This is a genomic window from Agromyces sp. NPDC056523 (assembly GCF_042794545.1).
GTDB lineage: Bacteria > Actinomycetota > Actinomycetes > Actinomycetales > Microbacteriaceae > Agromyces.
This window is the reverse complement of record NZ_JBHTTM010000003.1, coordinates 473,419-495,552: the sequence shown is the minus strand read 5'-3', so window position 1 is coordinate 495,552 and position 22,134 is coordinate 473,419. Positions and strand designations below refer to the sequence as shown.

Annotated in this window: 19 protein-coding genes and 1 tRNA gene; 8 read left to right on the top strand and 12 right to left on the bottom strand. The window is 72.7% G+C overall.

Annotated features, from left to right (window positions below; translation table 11 throughout):
- Window positions 1-51: 51 nt before the first annotated feature.
- Window positions 52-876, bottom strand: coding sequence for an ABC transporter permease (locus ACFQ58_RS13155; RefSeq protein WP_376951578.1), 825 nt, complete (start codon window positions 874-876; stop codon window positions 52-54).
- Window positions 877-878: 2 nt separating this feature from the next.
- Window positions 879-1,796, bottom strand: a complete 918-nt coding sequence (locus ACFQ58_RS13150; protein WP_376951577.1) for an ATP-binding cassette domain-containing protein — start codon at window positions 1,794-1,796, stop codon at window positions 879-881.
- A gap of 109 nt (window positions 1,797-1,905) precedes the next feature.
- On the opposite strand from ACFQ58_RS13150, the gene ACFQ58_RS13145 reads away from it, so the two are divergent.
- Window positions 1,906-2,829: a TetR/AcrR family transcriptional regulator gene (locus ACFQ58_RS13145; RefSeq protein ID WP_376951576.1), complete on the top strand. Its 924-nt coding sequence runs from the start codon at window positions 1,906-1,908 to the stop codon at window positions 2,827-2,829.
- 24 nt (window positions 2,830-2,853) lie between these two features.
- On the opposite strand, the gene prmC is transcribed toward ACFQ58_RS13145, so the two are convergent.
- Window positions 2,854-3,738, bottom strand: a complete 885-nt coding sequence (prmC, locus tag ACFQ58_RS13140) for a peptide chain release factor N(5)-glutamine methyltransferase (RefSeq protein ID WP_376951575.1) — start codon at window positions 3,736-3,738, stop codon at window positions 2,854-2,856.
- A gap of 84 nt (window positions 3,739-3,822) precedes the next feature.
- On the opposite strand from prmC, the gene cysK reads away from it, so the two are divergent.
- Together cysK and epsC are read left to right on the top strand one after the other, a co-directional pair.
- A complete protein-coding gene (gene cysK, locus ACFQ58_RS13135) occupies window positions 3,823-4,758 on the top strand; it encodes a cysteine synthase A (protein WP_376951574.1) in 936 nt (311 codons plus the stop codon).
- A 31-nt stretch (window positions 4,759-4,789) separates the two neighbouring features.
- On the top strand, window positions 4,790-5,383 hold the full coding sequence (gene epsC / locus ACFQ58_RS13130; RefSeq protein ID WP_376951573.1) for a serine O-acetyltransferase EpsC: 594 nt from the start codon (window positions 4,790-4,792) through the stop codon (window positions 5,381-5,383).
- A gap of 138 nt (window positions 5,384-5,521) precedes the next feature.
- On the opposite strand, the gene ACFQ58_RS13125 is transcribed toward epsC, so the two are convergent.
- From ACFQ58_RS13125 to ACFQ58_RS13085, 9 genes are all read right to left on the bottom strand, one after another.
- A complete protein-coding gene (locus ACFQ58_RS13125) occupies window positions 5,522-6,226 on the bottom strand; it encodes a hypothetical protein (RefSeq protein ID WP_376951572.1) in 705 nt (234 codons plus the stop codon).
- A gap of 440 nt (window positions 6,227-6,666) precedes the next feature.
- Window positions 6,667-7,743: a peptide chain release factor 1 gene (prfA, locus tag ACFQ58_RS13120; protein ID WP_376951571.1), complete on the bottom strand. Its 1,077-nt coding sequence runs from the start codon at window positions 7,741-7,743 to the stop codon at window positions 6,667-6,669.
- Window positions 7,744-7,747: 4 nt separating this feature from the next.
- Window positions 7,748-9,907 (bottom strand): transcription termination factor Rho, encoded by a 2,160-nt coding sequence (gene rho, locus ACFQ58_RS13115; protein WP_376951569.1) that lies wholly within the window; start codon window positions 9,905-9,907, stop codon window positions 7,748-7,750.
- A gap of 274 nt (window positions 9,908-10,181) precedes the next feature.
- The gene (gene thrB, locus ACFQ58_RS13110) at window positions 10,182-11,144 is read right to left on the bottom strand and encodes a homoserine kinase (RefSeq protein ID WP_376951568.1); all 963 of its coding nucleotides are present in this window, start codon (window positions 11,142-11,144) and stop codon (window positions 10,182-10,184) included.
- Window positions 11,141-12,238: a threonine synthase gene (gene thrC, locus ACFQ58_RS13105; protein WP_376951567.1), complete on the bottom strand. Its 1,098-nt coding sequence runs from the start codon at window positions 12,236-12,238 to the stop codon at window positions 11,141-11,143. Before thrC ends, thrB begins: the two co-directional genes overlap by 4 nt.
- Window positions 12,235-13,545 (bottom strand): homoserine dehydrogenase, encoded by a 1,311-nt coding sequence (locus ACFQ58_RS13100; RefSeq protein ID WP_376951566.1) that lies wholly within the window; start codon window positions 13,543-13,545, stop codon window positions 12,235-12,237. Before ACFQ58_RS13100 ends, thrC begins: the two co-directional genes overlap by 4 nt.
- Window positions 13,542-14,969, bottom strand: coding sequence for a diaminopimelate decarboxylase (gene lysA / locus ACFQ58_RS13095; RefSeq protein ID WP_376951564.1), 1,428 nt, complete (start codon window positions 14,967-14,969; stop codon window positions 13,542-13,544). The genes ACFQ58_RS13100 and lysA overlap by 4 nt, the downstream gene beginning before the upstream one ends.
- A gap of 148 nt (window positions 14,970-15,117) precedes the next feature.
- The gene (locus tag ACFQ58_RS13090; protein ID WP_376951563.1) at window positions 15,118-15,924 is read right to left on the bottom strand and encodes a DUF2993 domain-containing protein; all 807 of its coding nucleotides are present in this window, start codon (window positions 15,922-15,924) and stop codon (window positions 15,118-15,120) included.
- Between the two features lie 11 nt (window positions 15,925-15,935).
- A complete protein-coding gene (locus ACFQ58_RS13085) occupies window positions 15,936-17,609 on the bottom strand; it encodes an arginine--tRNA ligase (protein ID WP_376951562.1) in 1,674 nt (557 codons plus the stop codon).
- 39 nt (window positions 17,610-17,648) lie between these two features.
- Between ACFQ58_RS13085 and ACFQ58_RS13080 the strand changes: the two genes are divergently transcribed.
- From ACFQ58_RS13080 to ACFQ58_RS13060, 5 genes are all read left to right on the top strand, one after another.
- The gene (locus ACFQ58_RS13080; protein WP_376951561.1) at window positions 17,649-18,263 is read left to right on the top strand and encodes an iron ABC transporter ATP-binding protein; all 615 of its coding nucleotides are present in this window, start codon (window positions 17,649-17,651) and stop codon (window positions 18,261-18,263) included.
- A gap of 60 nt (window positions 18,264-18,323) precedes the next feature.
- Window positions 18,324-18,396, top strand: a tRNA-Arg gene (locus ACFQ58_RS13075).
- Between the two features lie 236 nt (window positions 18,397-18,632).
- Entirely contained in the window at window positions 18,633-20,621 is a 1,989-nt protein-coding gene (locus tag ACFQ58_RS13070; RefSeq protein WP_376951560.1) for a TPM domain-containing protein, read from the top strand.
- Window positions 20,622-20,673: 52 nt separating this feature from the next.
- Window positions 20,674-21,423 carry a PspA/IM30 family protein gene (locus ACFQ58_RS13065; protein WP_376951559.1) on the top strand — a complete coding sequence of 250 codons (750 nt, stop codon included), beginning with the start codon at window positions 20,674-20,676 and terminating at the stop codon, window positions 21,421-21,423.
- 77 nt (window positions 21,424-21,500) lie between these two features.
- Complete coding sequence (locus ACFQ58_RS13060; RefSeq protein WP_376951558.1) at window positions 21,501-22,115, top strand: J domain-containing protein; 615 nt, start codon at window positions 21,501-21,503, stop codon at window positions 22,113-22,115.
- Window positions 22,116-22,134: the final 19 nt, after the last annotated feature.

Below are 22,134 nucleotides of genomic sequence, written 5' to 3'. Positions count from 1 at the left end.
TGCCGCGGAGCGTGTCGGCCCCGCGGCATCCGTCACCGGCTCGCCGTCGCGTCAGCGGCGGGCGGCCTTGCGGCGGAAGAGCCAGGCGCCCCAGACGGCGGCGATCGCGATGAACAGCCCGCACCAGCCGACCGCCCACCAGGCCGCGTCGCCCATGGGCGTGCCCATGAGCAGGCTCCGGATGGCCTCGATGACCGGCGTGATCGGCTGGTGCTCGGCGAACCACGCGAGCCAGTCGGGCAGCGTCTCGACGGGCACGAACGCGCTCGAGAGGTAGGGCAGGAACAGCAGGATGAAGCCGTAGGCGTTCGCGGCGTCGGGGCTCGACGCCGCGAGTCCGATCGCGGCGAAGAGGTACGTGATCGCGAGGATGTAGAGCGCGATGAGCCCGATCGCAAGGACCCACTCGAACGGCGTCGCGGTGGGCCGGAAGCCGACGAGCAGGGCGACGCCGATGACGACGCCGGTCGCGAAGAGGTTGCGCAGCACGCTCGCGACGACGTGGCCGGTGAGCACGGCGCCGGCACGCAGCGGCATCGTGCGGAACCGGTCGATGACGCCCGTGGTCATGTCGCGCGCGACGTAGAGCGCGGTCGAGCTCGCCCCGAATCCGGCGCAGAGCAGGATGATGCCGGGCACGACGTAGTCGACGTAGCCGCCCGAGGGGTCGAGCGCGCCGCCGAACACGTACGTGAAGAGCAGCATGAGCATGGTCGGCAGGAACACCGCCATGAGCAGCGCCTCGGTGTCGCGCAGCGAGTGCGTGATGCTCCGGCGGATGAAGACGGCCTCGGCCGTGAACCCGGCGGGGCGGGACCGCACGAGCGCGGGGGTGGAGCCGGCGCGGGACGGCGCGGTGTCGATGAGGGTGGTCATGGTCAGCCCTTCGTTCCGATGAGGTCGGCCTCGCGCCCGGCCTCCGCCGGGTTCGAGGTGATGGCGAGGAAGACGTCGTCGAGGCTCGGGCGTCGGATCGCGACTCTGGTGCCGTCGACGGCGGAGGCCGCGAGCCGGTCGAGCTCGTCGACCGCGGCCCGGAGCCCGTGCACCGTGCCGTCGGTGGGCAGCTCGGCGAGCACCTCGTCGTGGGGCCCGAGCAGCTCCACCACCTCGCCGCCGACCTGCGCCTTGAGCACGCTCGCGGTGCCCTCGGCCGCGACTCGCCCACGATCGAGCACCGCGACGCGGTCGGCGAGCCGGTCGGCCTCCTCGAGGTACTGCGTGGTGAGGAAGACCGTCGCCCCCTGGTCGGCGACCTCGCGGATGATGCGCCAGAGCTCCTGCCGGCTGCGGGTGTCGAGGCCCGTGGTCGGCTCGTCGAGGAAGATCACGGGGGTCGGCACGACGAGGCTCAGCGCGAGGTCGAGTCGCCGCCGCATCCCGCCCGAATAGGTGGCCACGCGTCGGCCGGATGCCTCGGCGAGGTCGAATCGGTCGAGCAGCTCGTCGGCGCGGGCGCGGGCCGCACGGGCGCCGAGGCCCGAGAGCCGCGCGAGCATGACGACGTTCTCGCGCCCGGTGAGGACCTCGTCGACCGCGGCCGACTGGCCGGTGAGGCTGATGCGCGCGCGGACGCCGTCGGGGTCGGCGAGCACGTCGGCGCCCGCGACGACGGCCGTGCCGGCGTCGGGTCGCACGAGCGTCGTGAGGATGTTGATGGTCGTGGTCTTGCCGGCGCCGTTCGGCCCGAGGAGGGCGAACACGCTGCCGGTCTCGACCGCGAGGTCGAGGTCGCTGAGGACCTCGGTGGAGCGGAATCGCTTGGCGATGCCGCGCGCGTCGATCGCGAGGGTCATGGGCTGCGCCTTTCCAGTGTACGGATTAAACTGTGTATGCCATGCACGACTGTTTAAGTAATACACAGTTCTACACTGGACGCAAGCATCGCCCGCCGATTGGAGCCGGATGACCCCCGAGACGCCCGTCGAGCCCGAGCTGCCGCGCGGCGTCGCCCTCGCATGGGGCGTCGCCGCCAACCCCCAGCGCGGCCCCAAGCGCGAGATGAGCATCGAGCGGATCGTCGACGCGGCCGTCGAGATCGCCGACGCCGAGGGGCTCGCGGCCGTGTCCATGAGCCGGGTGGCCCAGTCGCTCGGCTACACGACGATGTCCCTCTACCGGTACGTCACGGCGAAGGACGACCTGCTCGTGCTCATGCAGGAGCGCGGCACCGGGCTGCCGCCCGAGCCCGCCTCCGAGCTCGACGCGTCCGACTGGCGCGGCCGGCTCCGTGCCCTGGGCCGCGCGCAGCTCGAGATGCATCGCGAACACCCCTGGCTGCTCGACATCCCCATCCAGGGCACGCCGGTCACGCCGAACAACCTCGCGTGGATGGACTCCATGCTCGCGGCGCTCGCCGACGCGCCCCTCGACGAGGACGAGCGCGTGGCCGTCATCCTGCTCGTGACCGGGCAGCTCCGGTGGCAGAGCACGATCGAGCGCTCGTACGAGGTCGCCGCCGGCGCGGCCGGCATCGACCCGCAGGCGATCGACGACGGCCGGTCCGCAATCCTCGACGCGTTCGTCACGTCCGACGACTACCCGGCGCTCCGGCGAGCCATCGATGCCGGCGTGTTCGCGACCGGTGAGGACCCGTTCGCGTTCGGGCTCGAGCGCGTGCTCGACGGGGTCGCCGACTACCTCGCGAAGCGTGCCGCCGGCGAGCGACCCGCTCCCCCGGCGCACGACGACGCACCCGAGGTCGCGTCCGACAAGCGCGTGCGCGAGGCGCGCAAGGGCGTGCGCGAGGCCGAGAAGCGGCTGCGCGACGCCCGGAAGCTCGAACGCCAGGCGGTCCGCGAGGCCCGCACCCGCCTCGAAGGCCGTTGAGCCGGGCGAGCGGATGCCTCGGCGTCAGCGCCGGGCGGTGGTCACCCGGTCGCGACCGGTGAGGTCGCGGTGGTGCGCGATGGCGTGCCATCCGTCGCCGGACAGCAGCGCGGCGATCTCGGCGGACTGCGACTCGCCGTGCTCGATCATGAGCGCGCCTCCCGGATGCAGCAGGGCGAACGCCCGCCGGGACAGGACACGCACCACGTCGAGGCCGTCCTGACCCCCGTAGAGCGCGTGCTCGGGATCGTGCAGGCGCACCTCGGGGTCGCGCGGGATCGCGCCGGCGGGGATGTACGGCGGGTTCGACGCGACGACCGCCGCGCGCCCGTCGAGCTCGGGCAGCGCCTCGGCGAGGTCGCCGAACACGAGCTCGAGGTTCGGCGCGCCGACCTCCTCGACGTTGCGGCGCGTCCACGGGAACGCCGCGGGCGAGTTCTCGACCGCCCACACGCGCGCATGCGGCACCTCGGTCGCCATCGCGAGTGAGATCGCCCCGCTGCCGGCTCCGAGGTCGAGCGCGATCGGCTCGGGCTCGGCCGCTGCGCGCAGTGCGTCGATCGCGAGCTGAGCGAGCAGTTCGGTCTCGGGACGCGGGACGAACACGCCCGGTCCCACGGCGAGGTCGAGCGAGCGGAAGGCGGCCCGGCCGGTGAGGTGCTGCAGCGGTTCGCGCCGCGCGCGCCGCTCGACGAGCGCGGCCAGCGCCGCGACATCCGCCGTGGCCATCTCGCCGCCGACCACGAGCCGCGCGTGCACGCCGCCGCGCGACAGCTCGAGCACGTGCCCCATGAGGAGGTCGGCATCCACCTCGGGATCCGGCACGCCCGCCGCCGTCAGCGTGCGGACGGCCTCATCGCGGACCTCGCGGAGCGACCGCGGCGAGTGGGCGTCGGAGGGTGCATTCACGCAATGGAATGTAACCCACTCCCCCGCACGCGCCCCCCTCCGTATGCTGGACCGCGGCACGACGCCGTCAGGAGAGGGAGCATCATGGCTCAGGTCTACGAGAACATCACCGAGGTCTTCGGGCGCACCCCGCTCGTGAAGCTCAACAAGGTGACCGACGGCGCGGCCGCGACGGTCTACGCCAAGCTCGAGTTCTACAACCCCTCCGCGAGCGTGAAGGACCGCCTCGGCATCGGCATCGTCGACGCCGCCGAGGCCTCGGGCGAGCTCCGGCCCGGCGGCACCATCGTCGAGGGCACGAGCGGCAACACCGGCATCGCGCTCGCCATGATCGGCGCGGCCCGCGGCTACCGGGTCGTCATCGCGATGCCCGAAACCATGTCGAAGGAGCGGCGCGCGCTGCTGCGCGCCTACGGCGCCGAGCTCGTGCTCACCCCCGGATCCGAGGGCATGAAGGGCGCCGTCGCACGCGCCGAGCAGATCGCGTCCGAGACGCCCGGCGCCGTGCTCGCCCGCCAGTTCGAGAACCAGGCCAACGTCGACATCCACCGCCGCACCACCGCCGAAGAGGTCTGGGACGACACCGACGGCGGCGTGGACATCTTCGTCTCGGGCATCGGCACGGGCGGCACCCTCACGGGCGTCGGCCAAGTGCTGAAGGAGCGCAAGCCCGACGTGCAGATCGTCGGCGTCGAACCGCTCGAATCGCCGATCCTGAACGGCGGCGCACCCGGACCCCACAAGATCCAGGGCATCGGCGCGAACTTCGTGCCCGCCATCCTCGACCGCGAGGTCTACGACGAGATCATCGACGTGAACATCGAACAGGCGGTCGCCACGGCGCGCCGGCTCGGCGTCGAGGAGGGCATCCTCGGCGGCATCTCGTCGGGCGCCACGGTCCACGCGGCGACCCAGCTCGCGCAGCGGCCCGAGAACGCCGGCAAGACGATCGTCGTGATCGCCGCCAGCTACGGCGAGCGGTACCTCTCGACGGTGTTGTACGAGGACCTGCTGGACTGAGCGCCGCCCCTCGATCTGCTTGACTGAACGGGTGGGATTCTTCGACCGGCTCAGGGAGGACGTCGCCACCGCGCGCTCGCACGACCCCGCCGCCCGCAGCCGCCTCGAGGTGATCCTCGCGTACTCGGGCCTGCACGCGATCTGGGCGTACCGCCTCGCGCACCGCATGTGGCAGGTCCCCGTGCTGCGCCTGCCCGCGCGCGTGGTCTCGCAGCTCACGCGCTTCCTCACCGGAATCGAGATCCATCCCGGCGCGACCATCGGCCGTCGGTTCTTCATCGACCACGGCATGGGAATCGTGATCGGCGAGACGACCATCGTCGGCGACGACGTGATGCTGTACCACGGGGTCACGCTGGGCGGCAAGGCGCCGCGCGGCGCGCCCAGGGGCGCCAAGCGCCATCCGACCCTCGGCGACGGCGTGACCGTCGGCGCCGGGGCGAAGGTGCTCGGCGACATCGAGATCGGCGAGGGCAGCGCCATCGGCGCGAACGCGGTCGTCACCAAGGGGGCTCCGCCGCAGTCGCTGCTCGTCGGGATCCCCGCCGTGGCGAAGCCGTTGTCGCCCGCGACGGCGGCCGCGGCCCGAGGCGAGCACGACTGGCACGTCGACTGGCACATCTGAGCGAGCGGATGCCGCCCGCCTGCCTGGCGACCGCGTGCACGGGCCCTCTCCTGCGCGCCACTTCGGCGGGCGGTGCGCCACGACGAGTGGCGCGCGTGACGCGGAGATGGCGCAGCGGCGGCCCGCCTGCCGGGCGGATCACCGCAGGCGCGGTAGCCCGGCTTCGATCAGGATGTCGCGCAGGAGTCGCGCGTTCCACGCCTCCGACCAGTCCCACCGCGCGCAGGCCCAGCCCGTCGCCGCCCTGACCTCGTTCTCGCGCCCCTTCTCGTCCGCCACGATCTCCTGGACCGGACGGCGATCGCCGTTCCGTCTGGCAGTGCCGAGGTACTTGCCGTCGCCATCCGCCTCACCCCATACGCGGTACTCGGGCCAGGCGAAATCGAGGAATGCGACGGAGCGCCGTCTCGGGCGCACGACCGACCACTGCAGGACGGGCGCGGGGAATCCGAATTCCTCGAATCGCAGGCGGCTGAGCGTCTCGAGCGGGGTCTCGGCGAGATCCGTCGCCCGGTCGAGTACGGCCGCGACCCTTCGGCTCCCGGGGAACGGCAGCATGCCCGCGTACACCTCCTGAAGCTGCTCGACGGTGCACTGCGCTTCGCCGGTGCCGAACCGCGGGCGGAAGAGCGCGGCATCCGTCATCGCAAGTGCGGTGAGCAGCGGCCGCGTGCGCGCCACTTCGATCAGCGTCTGGATCGGCTCGGTGGTCCAGACCCCCTCAGCGGTGAGGATCCGGCCAGCACCACCTCGGACGATCTCGACGACCCCGTTGCGTCGTCGACCGGACGCTCCCTTGGCGAGGACGGTCACGTGTTCCGGGACCGCGCCGACGATCGGCATGCCGAGCAGTAGCGCAGCCGTGAATCCGGCGAAGACGACACCAGGGCGCTGGTGAGCTACCGCGAAAGCCTGGGAACGATGCCGTTCGGTCGCGGTCATCGCTTCTGCGCCGGCGGACGGAAGGTAGACGCCCCGCCGCACCGCGACCAGTCGGCCTGCGTCACGCGCCGTCAACAGGGATGAGGACACCCCGGCGGAGCGCGCTCGCGAGGACGGGATCACTCCGCCTGCGGCGATCGGGAAGGAATCGAGGTCCATGCGCCGAGCATCGCCGGCGGTGCATGCCGGCCGCGCCATCCGCTCGCACTCGAGGGCCCTGTGCCCCGTCCGCGAGCTGGGGAGGAGGGGTCGCTCAGAGGTCCGCGCGCCAGTTCGAAGGCCGCTGCGCCTTCGCGGATGGCGCTGAGGCCCGCGAACTGGCGCGGAGGCGCGGCCGAGAGCTAGTGGTCGCCGAGGTCGGCGAGCCGGGCCTCCTCGTCGGCGCGCACGGCCGACTCGATGACGGGTTCGAGCGAGCCGTCCATGACCTGGTCGAGGTTGTACGCCTTGTAGCCGGTGCGGTGATCGGCGATGCGGTTCTCGGGGAAGTTGTAGGTGCGGATGCGCTCGGAGCGGTCCATCGAGCGGATCTGCGACTTGCGGGCGTCGGATGCCGCGGCCGCGAGCTCCTCCTGCTGTCGCGCGAGCAGGCGCGCGCGGAGCACGCGCATCGCCGCCTCGCGGTTCTGCAGCTGCGACTTCTCGTTCTGCATCGCCACGACGATGCCCGTGGGGACATGCGTGATGCGGACCGCGGAGTCGGTCGTGTTGACCGACTGCCCACCCGGGCCGCTGGAACGGTAGACGTCGATCTTCAGGTCGTTCTGGTTGATGTCGACCTCTTCGGGCTCGTCGACCTCGGGGAAGACCAGCACCCCGGTCGTCGACGTGTGGATGCGACCCTGCGTCTCGGTGACCGGCACGCGCTGAACCCGGTGCACGCCGCCCTCGTACTTGAGGTGCGCCCACACGCCCTGCGAGGGGTCGCTCGCGTTCGACTTGATCGCGACCTGCACGTTCTTGTAGCCGCCGAGGTCGGACTCGTCGCGCTCGAGCAGCTCGGTCTTCCAGCCCTTCGACTGCGCGTACTGGATGTACATGCGCAGCAGGTCGGCGGCGAACAGCGCGCTCTCGGCGCCGCCCTCGCCGCCCTTGATCTCCATGATCACGTCGCGGCCGTCGTCGGGATCGCGCGGGATGAGCAGTCGCCGCAGCTTCTCCTGCGCGTCCGCGAGCTGCTCCTCGAGCGCGGGCACCTCCTCGGCGAAGGCCTCGTCCTCCTTGGCCAGCTCGCGCGCCGCCTCGAGGTCGTCCTCGGCCTGCTGCCACGCGACGTGCGCGGCGACGATGCGGCTGAGCTCGGCGTAGCGCCGGTTCACCCGCTTCGCGCGCGCAGCGTCGGCGTGCAGTGCCGGGTCGGCGAGCTCCTCCTGGAGCGCGGCGTGCTCGGCGATCAGGGCCTGGACGGACTCGAACATCGGATCAGCGGTGGTGATCGTTGTCGTGGCCGTTGCCGTTGCCGCCCACCGGCGACGCCTTCTGCATGAGCAGGAGGAACTCGGTGTTCGACTGCGTCTCGCGGAGGCGTCCGAGCACGGCCTCGAGGGCCTGCTGCGGCTCCAGGCCGGCGAGCGCGCGGCGCAGCTTCCACGTGATCTTGACCTCGTCGGCCGAGAGGAGCATCTCCTCGCGACGCGTCGACGACGCATTGACGTCGACCGCGGGGAAGATCCGCTTGTCGGCGAGCTGGCGCGACAGGCGGAGCTCGGAGTTGCCGGTGCCCTTGAACTCCTCGAAGATCACCTCGTCCATCTTGGATCCGGTCTCGACGAGCGCCGTGGCGAGGATCGTCAGCGAACCGCCGTTCTCGATGTTGCGCGCGGCACCGAAGAAGCGCTTCGGCGGGTAGAGCGCCGAGGCGTCGACGCCGCCCGAGAGCACGCGACCCGATGCGGGCGCCGCGAGGTTGTAGGCACGGCCGAGGCGCGTGATCGAGTCCAGCAGGACGACCACGTCGTGGCCGAGCTCGACGAGGCGCTTCGCGCGCTCGATGGCGAGCTCGGCGACCGTCGTGTGGTCCTCGGCGGGCCGGTCGAAGGTCGAGGCGATGACCTCGCCCTTCACCGTGCGCTCCATGTCGGTGACCTCCTCGGGGCGCTCGTCGACGAGCACGACCATGAGGTGGACCTCGGGGTTGTTGATGGCGATGGCGTTCGCGATCTGCTGCAGGACGATCGTCTTGCCGGCCTTCGGGGGCGAGACGATGAGGCCGCGCTGGCCCTTGCCGATCGGCGCGATGAGGTCGATGATGCGCTGGGTGAGCTTGGTGGGCTCGGTCTCCATGCGCAGGCGCTCCTGCGGGTAGAGCGGCGTGAGCTTGCCGAACTCGATGCGAGCGGCGGATTCCTCGGCGGTCTGGCCGTTGACCGAGTCGACCTTGACCAGCGCGTTGTACTTCTGGCGCGTGTTGGCATCGCCGTCGCGCGGCTGCTTGATCGCGCCGACGACCGCGTCGCCCTTGCGGAGGTGGTACTTCTTCACCTGGCCGAGGGACACGTAGACGTCGCTCGGGCCGGGGAGGTACCCGGTGGTGCGCACGAACGCGTAGTTGTCGAGCACGTCGAGGATGCCCGCGATGGGGATGAGCACGTCGTCGTCGAGGATCTCGGGCTCGACCTCGTCGGTGCCGCCCTGGCCGCGACGCTTGCGGTCGCGGTAGCGGTTGCGGCGACCGCCGCCCTCACCCTCGGCCTGCGGCTGCTGGTCGCCGCGGCCCTGCTCGCCGCGGCCCTGCTGGCCGCGCCCGCCCTGCTCCTGGCGGCCCTTGTCGGACTCGCCCTGGCCCTGCCGGTCGCTCTCGGCCTGCTCGTCCGTGCGACGGCCCGGACGCTCGCCACCCTGTGCGGCCTGGCCGCCCTGGCGCTCGCCGCCCTGCTCGCCCTTCTGGGCCTCGCCGCGGTCGCCGCGGTCGCCGCCCCGCCGGCCGCGGTTGCGGCTCCGGCCCTGGCGCGGCTCCTGCGCGGGCTGCTCGGCCGGGGCCTCGCCCTCGGCTTCGCCCTCGGCGGCCTCCGCCCGGCGCGGCTCGCCGGTCGCCGCCGCGAGCTCCTCGCGGACGGCTGCACGAGCCGCCTCGCGTGCGGCGTCGGTCGACGGCTCCTCGGCCTGCGACGGCACGAGGTCGACGCCGGTGGCGCCGGCGTTGGCGTGCTGCGCCGCTGCGGTCGCGCTCGTGGCACGGCGCGGCTGGCGGCCGCGGCGGGCCGGCTCGGCCTGCGTCGGGGCCTCGGGCTGCTCGGCCTCGGCGGCCTCCGCGGGCTGCTCGGCCGCGGCGGGCTCAGCGGCCTGCTCGGCAGCTGCGGCCTCGACGGGCTGCTCGGCGACGATGGGCTCGGGCTGCTCGGTCACAGGGGCCTCGACGCCGGCGGTGTCGGCGGGCGCGCCCGCGTCGACGACCTCGTCGAGCTGAGCGGTGCCGGCGCCGTCGGTGTGGGCGGAGATCAAGTCCACGAGTTCTCCTTTTCGACGCTTCGATGCGCCTGCGATGCCGAGCGAGGCGGCGAGCTCCTGGAGCTCGGCGACACGCATGGCGGTCAGGCGGGAGCGGTTCGCCACGCCCTCGGCGTAGTCGGTTCCGTTGGTCACTGGGATCGTTCCTTTCCCCTGGCCAGGCAACTGGGTTGGCCGAGGAGAGCTGGGTCGCGGCACGCGGAAGGTGTTGCGCACGGGGCGCAGACCTGCGCGTTTGCGAAAGCATGAAATGCCGGGAATTGCACGATATGGCTGGGCGCAGACGCTGCGCCTGCCCGGGGTGCGCGTTCAGTCTAGCACCGACCCGGGGGCCGTCCGACCACGCGCCACGCCGGGCGACGCCCGATGACATGGGGCGGATGACGCGACGCGTCGGCGTCCTGCCGGGTCAGTCGGCGCCGGCCGCCTGCACGGTCGCGCCGAGGAAGTCGACCGCGAGCGGCAGCGCCTGCCAGGCGGTCTGCGCGGACTCCTCGACGAGCCGGATCGCGTCGGCGCGCTCGCTGGGGTCGCTCGCGAGCACGAGGATCGACGGGCCGGCACCGGACACGACGGCGGGGTGTCCGGCGGCGCGCAGCGCCCGGATGAGCCGGTCCGTCTCGGGCATGGCCTCCGCGCGGTAGTGCTGGTGCAGCTTGTCCTCGGTGGCCGCGAGCAGCAGCTCGGGGCTCTGGATGAGCGCCGCGACGAGCAGGGCCGAGCGCGAGACGTTGAACACCGCATCCTCGTGCGGCACCGACGTCGGCTGGAGGCTGCGCGCGAGCGCGGTGGACATCTCGTGCTCGGGGACGAGCACGAGCGGCGAGACGCCGCGGTGCACCATGAGCTTCTTGTGCCGGGGGCCCTCGGGCGTGACCCACGCGATCGTCAGGCCGCCGAAGAGCGCCGGCGCGACGTTGTCGGGGTGCCCCTCGAGCTCGGTCGCCAGCTCGAGGAGCTCGTCGGGTGAGATCTCGATCTCCGGCTCGAGCAGGCCCTTCGCCGCCATGATCCCCGCGACGATCGCCGCGCCGGACGAGCCGAGCCCGCGGCCGTGCGGGATGGCGTTGTGCGCGACGAGCCGGAGCGGGGGCCGCTCGAGGCCGTAGTGTGCGAACGTGTGCGCGATCGCGCGCACGACGAGGTGGGACTCGTCGAGCGGGACCTCGCCTCGCCCGACGCCCTGGACGTCGATCTCGAGGCCCTCGTCGACGACCTCGACCTCGAGCTCGTCGTACCGCGCGAGCGCGAGGCCGAGCGTGTCGAAGCCGGGACCCAGGTTCGCGGAGGTCGCGGGCACCTTGACCCGCACGCGGCGGCCGGCGAGATCGGCTGCGCGCGGCGCCGTCGCCGCGGCCGACGCGGCGGTCATGAACCGAGCCCCAGCACCTCGGCCACGTGCGCGACGTCGGCGGGCACGACGGTCGGCTGCACCTCGGAACCGTCGGGCAGGCGCAGGGCCCACTGCGGGTCCTTGAGACCGTGTCCCGTGACCGTGAGCACCACGCGGGAGCCCCTGGGCACCTCGCCCGCGGCCGATCGCTCGAGCAGTCCGGCAACGCTGATGGCCGACGCGGGCTCGACGAACACGCCGACCTCGGCCGAGAGGATGCGCTGCGCCTCGAGGATCTTCTCGTCCTCGATGGCCCCGAAGTAGCCATCCGTGAGCTCGCGCGCCTCGAGGGCGAGCTGCCACGACGCCGGGTTGCCGATGCGGATGGCGCTCGCGATCGTCTCGGGGTTCCGCACGGGTTCGCCCAGCACGATGGGTGCCGACCCGGCCGCCTGGAAGCCGAACATGCGCGGGAGCCGCGTCGCGTTGCCCGCTGCGATGTCCTCGCGGTAGCCCCGCGTGTAGGCCGTGTAGTTGCCGGCGTTGCCGACGGGGATGAAGTGCAGGTCGGGTGCGTCGCCAAGCACCTCGACGACCTCGAACGCCGCGGTCTTCTGGCCCTCGATGCGGTCGTTGTTCACGGAGTTGACCAGGTGCACGGGGTAGTTCTCGGCGAGGTCGCGCGCGATGTCGAGGCAGTCGTCGAAGTTGCCCTGGATCTGGATGAGGTGCGCGTCGTGCGCGATCGCCTGGCTGAGCTTGCCCATCGCGATCTTGCCCTCGGGCACGAGCACCGCGGCCTTGATGCCGGCGTGCGTGGCGTAGGCGGCGGCGGAGGCCGACGTGTTGCCGGTCGACGCGCAGATGACGACCTCGGCGCCCCGCTCGACGGCCTTCGTCACGGCCATGGTCATGCCGCGGTCCTTGAAGGAACCGGTGGGGTTCATGCCCTCGAACTTCACCCACACGTCGGCGCCCGTCCGGCGCGAGAGCGCCGGCGCCGGCAGGAGCGGCGTGCCGCCCTCGCCGAGGGTGACGACGGGCGTGGCATCCGTCACGTCGAGGCGGTCGGCGTACTCGCGGATGACGCCGCGCCACTGCCGGGACGGCGCCTTCGTTGCCTGCTGGTTCACTCTGCTCCTTCGACTCGGATCACGGATGCGACGGAGGTCACGACGGGGCTGTCGGCGAGCGCGCGCACCGTCTCGGCGAGCGCGGACTCACGCGCCTCGTGGGTGCCGATGACCAGCGTAGCCCGCCCCGTACCGTCGTTGATGGTCTGCTCGAGCTCGCCGACGCTGACCCCGTGGTCGGCGAAGACGTGCGCGATCGTCGCGAGCACGCCGGGCTCGTCGGCGGCCTCGATCGTGATGGCGTACCGCGTGCTGATGCGTCCGATCTCGAGCACCGGCAGCTCGGCGTGCGTCGACTCGGCCGTGCCCGGCCCGCCGAGCACGTGGCGCCGCGCGATCGCGACCAGGTCGCCCAGCACGGCCGAGGCGGTCTGCACCCCGCCCGCTCCGGCACCGTAGAACATGAGCGGTCCGGCGGCCGCGGCCTCGACGAACACCGCGTTGTTCGCGCCGTGCACGGCCGCGAGCGGATGGGTGCGGTGCACCATCGCGGGGTAGACGCGCGCGGACACGCCCTCCTCCCCCGTCTCGGGATCGACGAGCCGCTCGCAGATCGCCAGCAGCTTGACGACGTAGCCCCCTCGCCGGGCGGACTCGACCTGCGCCGCGGTCACGCCTGTGATGCCCTCGCGATGCACCGTCTCGACGGGAACGCTCGTGTGGAAGGCGAGGCTCGCGAGGATCGCGGCCTTCTGGGCGGCGTCGTAGCCGCCGATGTCGGCCGTCGGGTCGGCCTCCGCGTAGCCCAGCTCGGTCGCCGTCGCGAGCGCGTCCTCGAGGGAGGCTCCCGTCGTGTCCATCCGGTCGAGGATGAAGTTGGTGGTGCCGTTGACGATGCCGAGGATGCGGTCGATCCGGTCGCCCGCGAGGCTGTCGCGCAGCGGCCGGATGATCGGGATGGCTCCGCCCACCGCGGCCTCGTATGAGAGCTGGGCGCCGACCTGCTGCGCGGCGGCGAACAGCTCGGGACCGTGCGTGGCGAGCAGGGCCTTGTTGCCGGTGACGACGTCGGCGCCCGACGCGATCGCCTCGAGCACGAGCGTGCGCGCCGGTTCGAGTCCGCCCATGAGCTCGATCACGACGTCGGCGCCATGGATGAGCGACTCGGCGTCGGTCGTCAGCAGCTCGCGGGGCAGCTCGACGTCGCGAGGCGCGTCGACGTCGCGCACCGCGATGCCGACGAGCTCGAGGCGGGCACCGATCCGGTTGGCGAGCTCGTCGGCGTGCTCGCGCAGCAGGCGCGCGACCTGCGAGCCGACCGAGCCTGCGCCGAGCAGCGCCACGCGGATGGAGCGGTATTCGATCATGCGGTGACTCCGTCTGCGTCGTCGTCGTGGTCGTCGAGCCCGGCGTCGCGGGCGAGGAGGTCGGCCTCGGTCTCGCCGCGCACGATCACGCGGGCGCGCCCGTCGGCGACCGCGACGACGGGCGGGCGAGGGACGTGGTTGTAGTTCGAGGCGAGCGACCAGCAGTACGCGCCCGTCGCGGCGACCGCGAGGAGGTCCCCCGGTCCGACGTCGTGCGGGAGCCAGTCCTCGTCGACGACGATGTCGCCCGACTCGCAGTGCTTGCCGGCCACGCGCACGAGCGAGGGGCGCTCGTCGGAGGTGCGGGCGGCGAGCCGCACGGTGTAGTCCGCGCCGTACAGGGCCGTGCGGAGGTTGTCGCTCATGCCGCCGTCGACCGACACGTAGTGGCGCCATCCGCCCTCGATCGGCACCGGCTTGACCGTGCCGACGGTGTACAGCGTGATGCCGGCCGGTCCGATGATCGAGCGGCCCGGCTCGAAGGCGAGCCGCGGCACGGGCACGGCGTGGCGGCCGCATGCCTCGGCGACCGCGGCGGCGATGCCCTCGGCGATCACCTCGATGGGGCGCGGGTCGTCGGCCTCGGTGTACGCGATCCCGAAGCCGCCACCGAGGTTGAGCTCGGGCACCGGCGCGACGGCTGCGAGCTCGGCGTGCGCGGCGAGCAGGCGCTCGGCCGACTCGGCGAACCCGGCGGCGTCGAAGATCTGCGAGCCGATGTGGCAGTGCAGTCCGAGGAACTCGAGCGAGTCGTGCGAGCGGATGGCGCGGCCGACCCGTACCGCGTCGCCGAGCGCGACGCCGAACTTCTGGTCCTCGTGCGCGGTCGCCAGGAACTCGTGCGTCGACGCGTGCACGCCCGAGTTCACGCGCAGGCGCACGCGCTGCACGCGACCGGCCCGCGCCGCGGCATCCGCCACCCGGCCGACCTCGATCTCGCTGTCGAGGATGATCGTGCCGACGCCCGCCTCGACCGCGCGGTCGATCTCGCGCACCGACTTGTTGTTGCCGTGGAAGCCGATGCGCGCGGGCTCGACGCCGGCGGCCAGCGCGACCGCGAGCTCGCCACCCGTGCACACGTCGATCGCCAGGCCCTCATCGCGCATCCACCGCGCGATCGCGGTCGAGAGGAACGCCTTGCCGGCGTAGTACACGGTCGCCGAGGTGCCGATGGATGCCGCAGCCGACTCGAACGCGGCACGGGTGCGCGCCGCACGACGGCGGGCGACCCGCTCGTCGACGACGTACAGCGGCGTGCCGAATCGCTCGGCGAGCGTGGTCGCGTCGACGCCGCCCACGACGAGCCGGCCCTGGGCGTCGCGATGCGCACCCTCGGGCCAGACGTGCGCCGCGAGCCCGTTGGCGTCGCGGGGCGCGCCCCGACGCGCGGGGACGGGTGCGCTGGATGCCACGGGGAACCTCACGGGACGATGGAACGACGGATCACTCGGGACGGCGAGCGAACCCGGATCGGTTCCTGAAGCCTCGGTGCGGACCACCCTTGTGGGGCGGTTCCCGGGCGAGTCTACCGAGCGGCGGCGCGGCGACCGAATCGGGGCGACGCCCGATGACTCAGCCGCAGCTGCCCGTCGTCGCGAGCGTCTCCTCGACCAGGGGGAGGTCGCTGGCCTCCGCGCGGACCGTCACCCCGTCGGACGAGACCTCGATGCCGGTCACCTCGACGCCCTCGGGAAGGCGGTCGGCGACGCAGATGGGCAGCGGGTCGCCCCCGAGCAGCCGGTCGACGAGCCCGGAGACGTCGATGCTGCCGCCGCCCGCCTGGACGTCGGCCCCGACGGGCGTGAGGAGCACGCGGTCGCCCGCCGCCTCGGGCTCGGCCGTGATCGTGAACCCGATCGGGATCCCCAGGACGGCGATCTCGTCGCTGTACGCCACGGTGCCGTCGCCGAGCTCGAGCCCACCGGGCACGCCCTGCGACTCGGCGATCGCGTCGACGGCCGCCTCGTCGATGCTGGCCACGGCCTCGGCCCGCTCGACCGAGCCGCCCTCGGCGAGCGGGACGCCGTACGCGGTGACCGTGGCGTCGACCGTGACGCCGGAGACGTCGAGCTCGGGTGCCGTGGCGACGATCTCGTCCATGCTGCCCCGCAGCACCTGCCACAGCGCCGAGATCCCGTGGATCTGCACGTCGACGTCGCCCTCGACGCCCTCGGGCAGGTCCTGCTCGATCGACTCCGCGATGTTGCGCTCGGCGATTCCGCGGCCCACGGTCTCGACGACGACGAGGAGGCCGACGACCACGACCAGGAGCACGACGACGACGATGAGCGCGCGAGTGCCCGCGGACGTGCGTCGGCGAGGTCCGCCCGCTTCGTCGAGCGGCTGCAGGCGGACGGTGTCGGCGTCGGAGGCGGCCATGCCTCGGAAGGCTACATGCGGTCGGGCGCCGACACGCCGAGCAGGTGCAGGCCGTTGCGGATCACCTGGCCGGTGGCGTCGTTCAGCCACAGGCGCGTTCGGTGGAGGTCGCCCACCGACTCGTCGCCGAGCGGGAGCACGCGGCAGTTGTCGTACCACCGGTGGTAGAGGCCCGCGAGCTCCTCGACGTAGCGCGCGACCCGGTGCGGCTCGCGCAGCTCGGCCGACTGCGCGACGATCCGGGGGAACTCCTGGAGGGCGCCGAGCAGCGCCGACTCGGTCTCGTGGTCGAGCAGCTCGGGCGCGAACGCCGAGCGGTCGACGCCGCTGGCGTGCGCGTTGCGGGCGACCGCCGCGGTGCGCGCGTGCGCGTACTGCACGTAGAACACCGGGTTGTCGTTGGTGCGCCGGCGCAGCTGCTCGGGATCGATCGCGAGCGGCGAATCGGCCGGATAGCGCGCCAGCGTGTACCGGAGGGCGTCGGTGCCGAGCCACGCCTGCAGGTCGTCGAGCTCGATGATGTTGCCCGCGCGCTTCGACAGCCGGGCGCCGTTGACCGACACCAGCTGCCCGATCAGGACCTCGACGTCCTTCTCGGGGTCGTCGCCCGCGGCGCCCGCGAGCGCCTTGAGGCGGTGGACGTACCCGTGGTGGTCGGCGCCCAGGAGGTAGATCTTGTGCTCGAAACCGCGGTCGCCCTTGTCGAGGTAGTAGGCGGCGTCGGCGGCGAAGTAGGTGTAGACGCCGTTGGCGCGCCGGATGACGCGGTCCTTGTCGTCGCCGAAGTCGGTCGTGCGCACCCACACCGCGCCCTCGTCGTCGAAGACGTGGCCCTGGGCGCGGAGCCGCTCGACCGCGGCGTCGATCGCCGAGACCCCGTCGTCGTCGCTCGCGTGGAGCGCGCGCTCGCTGGTCCAGACGTCGAAGTGCACCTCGAACCGGGCCAGCGACTCGCGGATCTCGCCGAGCTGCAGCTCGTACGCGATCTCGCGCGCCGTGTGCAGTGCCACCTCGTCGTCGAGCTCGAGCAGGTGCGGCTCGCGCTCGAGCACCTTGGCGGCGAGGTCGGCGATGTACTGCCCGGGATAGCCGTTCTCGGGCGTGGGCTCACCCTTGGCGGCCGCGAGCACCGAGGCGCCGAAGTTGTCCATCTGCGAGCCTGCGTCGTTGATGTAGTACTCGTTCGCGACCTTCGCCCCGGCGGCGCGGAGCACGCGCCCGATCGAGTCGCCGAGGGCCGCCCACCGGGTGTGGCCGATGTGGAGCGGACCGGTCGGGTTCGCCGAGACGAACTCGAGGTTGATGACCCTGCCGGTGAGCGCGTCGACGTGGCCGAAGGTGTCGCCCTGCTCGACGATCGTCTGCGCGAGGGCGCCGGCCGCCGCGGCATCCAGCCGGATGTTGATGAACCCGGGACCGGCGACCTCGGCGCTCGCGACGCCCTCGACCCCGGCGAGGCCCTCGGCCAGCTCGGCGGCGAGCGCGCGCGGGTTCGTGCCGAGCGGCTTGGCGATACGCAGGGCGATGCTCGATGCCCAGTCGCCGTGCTCGCGCAGTTTGGGCCGTTCGAGGGTGACGGCCTCGGGCGCGAGTTCGAGCGCCACGACGTCGCCGGCCTCGCGTCGGCGCGCGACCAGCCCCATGACGAGGTCGTACAGGGCACGCGAGAGATCGGCGGGAGTCACTCGAAGATCCTAGCGTTCGGCGTTGGTAGGGTTTCCCGCATGTCGCGCCCGAACACCCCCTCCTCACGACTCGCCGGGCTCGCCCTCGCCGCGCTCGCGACCGCCGCCGTGCTGAGCGGCTGCACGACGGGGTCCGACCCGGGCGCGACCGACGCACCCACGGCGTCGGGCAGCCCCGCTCCCTCCGGCCCGGCGACCGCCGTGCCGACGCCCGAGCCGACCGAGGAGCCGATCCCGTTCGAGATCGCCTGCGACGCGATGCTCACGGCCGACCAGCTGTACGCGTTCAACCCCAACTTCGGCACGGCGCCCGGCTACGAACCCTCGGACGGCGCAGTCAGCGAGGTCGTCGACGCCGAGGGCACCGCCTGCGGATGGAGCAACCAGACCAGCGGCGAACTCATCGAGATCGGCGTCGCGACGCTGCCGCCGGGGGCGTTCGACCTGCGCGTCGGCCAGGCGGCGATGTCGAGCAACCCCGTGCCGACCTATGGCACGCCGCCCGACGTCGAGGGGTTCTTCCTGCTCTCGGGCGGGGTCGGCCAGGCGCAGGTCTTCACCGGCGAGCGCTGGATCGTCGTCGAATCCGAGGTGCTCGTCGAGCCCGGCGATGCCCAGCAACTGGTCGCCTCGGTCCTGGCCAACCTCCCCTGAGCCGGAGGGCCCTCGAGGTCGGGGTCGGTGGCCGGCAGGTGGTAGTGTTGCTGGCTGTGCGCCTCCGTAGCTCAGGGGATAGAGCGCCGGTTTCCGGTACCGTAGGTCGGGGGTTCGAATCCCTCCGGGGGCACGTTGTGAAGAGCCGGGTCCACTCAGCCAGCTGAGGGCCCGGCTCGTTCCGTCTCCGGGCATCGTGTGTGGTCGAGACCTCCGCTCGCGCCCTCCCCGTCGGCTCCTCTGGAGGTTGACTGAACGTCCGCCGGGAATCCGTGGACGGGCTCTCCGCGCCCCCCATAGACTCCAGACATCCGGTCGAGGGGAAGGCAACGGGTGGGCATGCGGTCGGTGCGCAGGAGTTCGATCGCGGTGGCCGCAGCGTTGGGGCTCGCCCTCGCCGCGCTACCCCAGGTCGCCCACGCCGAAGACCCGGTCTCGTTCGGGTCGAGCCCGATCGTCGACGCCGCGGGGGCGCTGACCGGGGGCGAGGCCGCCGATGTCGAGGCCGCGATCGACGCCGCAGCCGACGACACGGGCCGGCAGCTGTTCGTCGCCTACGTCGACGAGTTCACCAACCCCGCGGATGCCGCGTCATGGGCGACCGACACCGCGAACGCGAACAACATGGGCAGCGAGGACTACCTGCTCGCCGTCGCGATCGAGGGTCGGGCGTACTACCTCTCCGCCGCCGATGACGCCTCGCTGTCGGCATCCGACATCGACCGCATCGCGGTGGAGGTGGTCGAACCCGAACTGCGCGACGAGGACTGGGCGGGCGCCGCGATCGCCGCCGCCGACGCCATCGGGGGCGGGTCGGCCGGCGGCGGGGGCGGGTTCGGTCTCGGATGGATCTGGCTCCTGCTCATCGGCGTCGGCATCGTCGTCGTCGTGGCGGTCGTCCTCGCTCGCCGTCGCCGCGCGGCGCCCGGCGGCGGACCCGCCGTGCCCGGCATCCCGCCCGCTGAGCCGCCGGTTCCGGTCGAGGAACTCCGTCGCCGTGCCGGTGGAGCGCTCGTGCAGGCCGACGACGCCCTCAAGACGAGCGACGAGGAGCTCGGCTTCGCCGTCGCGGCCTACGGCGACGAGGCGACCGCCGGGTTCCGCAGCGCCCTCGAGACCGCGAAATCGAAGGTGCGCGAGGCGTTCACGCTGCAGCAGAAGCTCGACGACCACGAGCCCGACACCGAGGCGCAGCAGCGCGAGTGGTACGAGCGCATCGTCGCGCTGACCGGTGAGGCCGACGACCTGCTCGACGAGCAGGTCGAGCGGTTCGACGAGCTCCGCTCGCTCGAGCAGAACGCGCCCGAGGCGCTCGCCCGGGTCGAGGGTGCCGCGCGGGCCGCCGAGGGGTCGATCGCGCCGGCCGCCGAACGCCTCCACGCCCTCGGCGCGCGCTACGCCGCGACCGCGCTCGCCTCGGTCGCCGACAACGCCGAGCAGGCCCGGGCGCGGATCGCGTTCGCGCGCGACTCCATCGAGCAGGCGCGAGCCGCGATCGCGAGCGGAGAGGTGAGCGACGCCGCAGTCGACATCCGCGCCGCAGAGGAGGCGGCCGACCAGGCCAGGCTGCTCGGTGCCGCGGTCGAGCGCCTCGCGGCCGACCTCGAGGCCGCCGACCGCGCCGTGGCATCGGGGGTGGACGACCTCGACGCCGACGTGAGGACGGCACGTTCGATGCCCGACACCGGCCTCGCACCGCTCGCCGACCGCGTCGAGGCCGAGGCGTCGGCCATCCGCGCCGAACTGTCCCGGCCCGATCGTTCGCCGCTCGAGCTCAAGGCCCGGCTCGACCGCGTCAACGCCGAGATCGACCAGGCCGTCCAGGGTGCGCGGAACGCGCAGGTCGCGGCGGAACGCGCACGAGCCCAACTCGATCGGACGCTCCTGACGGCGCGCTCGCAGGTGCAGGCCGCCGAGGACTACCTCGTCGCGCGTCGCGGCGCGATCGGCAGCGAGGCGAGGACCCGCCTGGCCGAAGCGGGTCGCCTGCTCGTCGAGGCCCAGTCGCTCGCGGGCACCGATCCCGCGCGGGCGCTCGCGTCGGCGCAGCGAGCCGAACAGCTCGCAGGCCAGGCCATGTCGCTCGCCCAGCAGGACGTCGGCGGGTTCAGCGGGAGCTACGGCGGGTACGGGCCCGCCCGCTCCGGCGGGGGCGGCGGGGGCGACCTGTTCGGTGCCGTGCTCGGCGGCATCCTCATCAACTCCGTCCTCGGCGGCGGGAGCGGCGGCGGAGGCGGCATGTTCGGCGGCGGCGGCGGCGGGTTCGGCGGGGGCTTCGGCGGCGGCGGGCGGCGATCGCCCGGGAGCTTCGGAGGCTCGGGCACGCGGTCCCGCCGCGGGAGCGGAGGCCGCTTCTGATTCGACCCGTTCCACACCGACGGCACTGACCACCACACGGAAGGAGACCAGGATGGTCAAGCAGTCCATCTTCGGACGCATCTCGCAGCTCATGCGAGCGAACATCAACGCACTCATCGACCAGGCCGAGGACCCGCAGGTCATGCTCGACCAGATGGTCCGCGACTACACGAATTCGATCGCCGACGCAGAGGCCGCCATCGCCGAGACCATCGGCAACCTGCGCCTGCTCGAGGACGACCACCGCGAGGACGTGGACGCGTCGCGCGAGTGGGGTGACAAGGCGCTCGCCGCGAGTCGCAAGGCCGACGAGCTCCGCACCGGGGGCGACACCACGGATGCGGACAAGTTCGACAACCTCGCCAAGGTGGCCCTCAGCCGCCAGATCTCGTCCGAGAACGAGGCGCGGGCCGCCGAGCCGCAGATCGCCGCCCAGACCGAGGTCGTCGACAAGCTCAAGAGCGGCCTGAACGGCATGAAGCAGAAGCTCGTCGAGTTGCAGAACAAGCGCAGCGAGCTCATCGCCCGGGCGAAGACCGCGCAGGCGCAGCAGCAGGTGCACGAGGCGGTCAAGTCGATCGACATCCTCGACCCGACGAGCGAGATCGGGCGGTTCGAGGACAAGATCCGGCGCGAGGAGGCGAAGGCCCGCGGCCAGGCCGAGATCGCCGCGTCGAGCCTCGACGCCCAGTTCAACGAGCTCGACGACCTCGGAGAGCTCACCGAGGTCGAGGCACGACTCGCCGCGATCAAGGCCGGCGGCTCGCCGTCGGCCTCGCAGGGCCAGATCTCCGGCTCCTGATCCTCGGTGCGGATGTCGCGGGCCGACGCCGCGGCATCCGCACCGTCGCACGTCCCGGTGCCGGGGAAGGAGCGGTCGTGGCTCGCGCCTCCGACCTCACGCCCGACGAGGCGGCCTCGGTGCTCGGCGTGCCGCGCGACGCCGAGCTGCCCGAGGTCGAACGCGCGTATCGGCGACTGGCGCGCGAGCTGCATCCCGACCGCTACGCCGGCCGGCCCGTCGATGAGGCCGCGGCGGCCGCGGCCCGGTTCGTCCAGGTGGCCCGAGCACACGAGGTGCTCCTCGCCGCCGCGGCCGACCGCGCCGCGACGTCCGACCGGTCGGTCGCGGAGCCGGTCCCGGCTGAGGGCTTCTCGCGGCCTCCGAGGCCGCTCCCCCGGTTCAGCTGGTGGCTGTTCGGCACGTGGGCGCTCATCCTCGTGATCGGCGCGCTGCTGTCGACCGCGACCGGCCCGATCCTCACACCCCTCGACGTCTGGGGCCGCCTCGGCCTGCTCGTCGCATTCGCCCTCGCGACCGCGCTGACGCGGCGGCGATGGGTGTGGTGGACCACGCTCGCGCTGCTGCTGCTGAGCGGGGTCGCCGTGATCGCCTCGACGACCGTGATCGGACTGCTCGGGCTCGGGTTCATGGCGGTCGCGAGCGTGGGTCTCGCCGTGCAGGCGGGTCTCGTGCGCTTCCCCGAGCAGTAGTGCCGGAACCACGCCTCGG

Excerpts from the sequence above, each read along its gene's own strand:
- cysK (WP_376951574.1), top strand. The coding sequence starts at position 3,823 with ATGGCTCAGGTCTACGAGAACATCACCGAGGTCTTCGGGCGCACCCCG.
- thrB (WP_376951568.1), bottom strand. The coding sequence starts at position 11,144 with ATGACCGCCGCGTCGGCCGCGGCGACGGCGCCGCGCGCAGCCGATCTC.
- ACFQ58_RS13100 (WP_376951566.1), bottom strand. The coding sequence starts at position 13,545 with ATGATCGAATACCGCTCCATCCGCGTGGCGCTGCTCGGCGCAGGCTCG.
- ACFQ58_RS13090 (WP_376951563.1), bottom strand. The coding sequence starts at position 15,924 with ATGGCCGCCTCCGACGCCGACACCGTCCGCCTGCAGCCGCTCGACGAA.
- ACFQ58_RS13145 (WP_376951576.1), top strand. The coding sequence starts at position 1,906 with ATGACCCCCGAGACGCCCGTCGAGCCCGAGCTGCCGCGCGGCGTCGCC.
- prfA (WP_376951571.1), bottom strand. The coding sequence starts at position 7,743 with ATGTTCGAGTCCGTCCAGGCCCTGATCGCCGAGCACGCCGCGCTCCAG.
- ACFQ58_RS13150 (WP_376951577.1), bottom strand. The coding sequence starts at position 1,796 with ATGACCCTCGCGATCGACGCGCGCGGCATCGCCAAGCGATTCCGCTCC.
- ACFQ58_RS13080 (WP_376951561.1), top strand. The coding sequence starts at position 17,649 with ATGTCGCGCCCGAACACCCCCTCCTCACGACTCGCCGGGCTCGCCCTC.
- ACFQ58_RS13125 (WP_376951572.1), bottom strand. The coding sequence starts at position 6,226 with ATGCCGATCGTCGGCGCGGTCCCGGAACACGTGACCGTCCTCGCCAAG.
- ACFQ58_RS13065 (WP_376951559.1), top strand. The coding sequence starts at position 20,674 with ATGGTCAAGCAGTCCATCTTCGGACGCATCTCGCAGCTCATGCGAGCG.
- ACFQ58_RS13155 (WP_376951578.1), bottom strand. The coding sequence starts at position 876 with ATGACCACCCTCATCGACACCGCGCCGTCCCGCGCCGGCTCCACCCCC.